We start from the raw sequence: 1,588 nt of genomic DNA, 5'->3' as shown, positions 1-1,588 counted from the left end.
GTATTTCGTGCTGGGCACCGGACTGGTGGCGCTGGTCGGCGGCATCGCCAGCCTGTCGGCCCGCCGCACCGTTGCCGGCATCCAGGAGCGCCTGCTGAAGGAGGTCCGCCACCGCTTCGATCTTGCCACCTGGGTCATCGCGCTGGGTCTGCGCGGGCTGGTGGGCTTGGGCGAGGCGGTGCTGGTGACGCTGCTGGCGCTGTCTGTGGTGGCGATGCTGGGGTGAACTGCCGCCCGGTGGCCGGTGGGGACGACGGAATTGCGGGAGCGGAGGATGGCGGATACGAGATGCGGCCGGGGTATTTGCGCCGTCCTGCTGGCGGCGCTGCTTCTGCCGATGGCGAAAGGGAGCGTGTCGGCCAACGACAGCACCGGTTTCCAGGGCACTGGCGGGATCGAACTGACCAGGACCGATGCCGTCGAGATGCGGTCGGAGGATCTGTGGATCGGGCTGGAGGAGATCCGCGTCTCCTACGTCTTCCGCAACGTCAGCGACCGTCCGGTCGAAACACTGGTGGCCTTTCCGTTGCCGGATCTCGACCTGTCGCAGGGCCTGACGGCGCCGGCCTGGAATTTTCCCAAGCAGGGTGACGACTTCCTCGATTTTCGCCTGTGGATCGACGACCGGCCGGTGCAGCCCTCCCTGGAGCGGCGGGCCATCTTCCAGGGCCGCGATGTGACGGCGGCGGTCAAGGCGGCGGGGGCGCTGGCCCTGACGCCCTGGGCGCCGGGCGCCTATGACGACGATGCGCGGAAACTGGACCCGGCGGCGCTGGCCCGGCTGCGCGATGCCGGGTTGATCCGGAACGGCGAGGACGACAACACCCCGCAATGGACGCTGCGCACCCGCTATTTCTGGACGCAGAGTTTTCCGCCGGGGCGGGATGTGCGCGTGCGCCATGTCTACCGGACCTTTCTCGGCAGCGCCCTCATCGACGACGTGAGGGAGATCGACGGGCGCGGCGTGGTCGGGCGCCTTGTCGGCGAGACGGACGGAAAGGCGGATGGGGTGGTGGGCGACCGCTATTGCCTGGACGGTGCGGCACGGCGAACCCTGGCCGCGGCACAGGCCAAGCATCCGCCGCCGGCCATGCCCTTTGGCGCTGCGGAGATCGAATATATCCTGACCACGGCCCGCAACTGGCGCGGTCCCATCGGCCGCTTCCACCTGACCCTCGACAAGGGGGCCGCGAACAACATCCTGTCGCTGTGCTGGAACGGCCTGACCAAGACCGGGCCGACGACCTTCGAATCGACGATCGACGGGTTCGTTCCCGACCGCGACATCCGCCTGCTGGTGTTTGTCCGGTCGGAATTGCCCTGACGCCATCGTCCCCCCATGCCATCGACCGGGCCGGGGCCGGCGGCGTTTCCCGTGAAACGGAAACAGCCCCGCTCCTTCCGGAGACGGGGCTGTTGCAGCACGCTGATCCTTACTTCTGGCTGGTCTTCATGCTCCAGCCCGGCTCGATCCCCTGCATGTCGGGCAGGTGGTGGGCGATGCCCTTGTGGCAGTCGATGCAGGTGTTCTGTCCGGTGAACAGGTAGGTCTCGTGCATCTTGGCGGCGCGCGGGTTCTGTTTGGTGA

The 1,588-nt window shown here is 67.9% G+C and carries 3 protein-coding genes; 2 read left to right on the top strand and 1 reads right to left on the bottom strand.

Features of this window, described 5'->3' with window-relative positions; translation table 11 throughout:
* Together I71_RS38645 and I71_RS34005 are read left to right on the top strand one after the other, a co-directional pair.
* On the top strand, positions 1-226 hold a 226-nt coding region (locus tag I71_RS38645; RefSeq protein WP_042704703.1), incomplete at its 5' end, for a hypothetical protein.
* 48 nt (positions 227-274) lie between these two features.
* On the top strand, positions 275-1,324 hold the full coding sequence (locus I71_RS34005; RefSeq protein WP_042704701.1) for a DUF4424 family protein: 1,050 nt from the start codon (positions 275-277) through the stop codon (positions 1,322-1,324).
* A gap of 109 nt (positions 1,325-1,433) precedes the next feature.
* Here the strand turns inward: I71_RS34005 and I71_RS34000 are convergent.
* The coding region (locus tag I71_RS34000) for a NapC/NirT family cytochrome c (protein WP_042704699.1) at positions 1,434-1,588 on the bottom strand (155 nt) is incomplete at its 5' end.

The sequence above is a fragment of the Azospirillum sp. B506 genome, from assembly GCF_000333595.1.
GTDB lineage: Bacteria > Pseudomonadota > Alphaproteobacteria > Azospirillales > Azospirillaceae > Azospirillum.
This window is presented reverse-complemented; position numbering and strand designations above follow the sequence as displayed.

What these genes read in the sequence shown, in the direction of transcription:
- I71_RS34005 (WP_042704701.1), top strand. Translation starts at nt 275, where the DNA reads ATGGCGGATACGAGATGCGGCCGGGGTATTTGCGCCGTCCTGCTGGCG.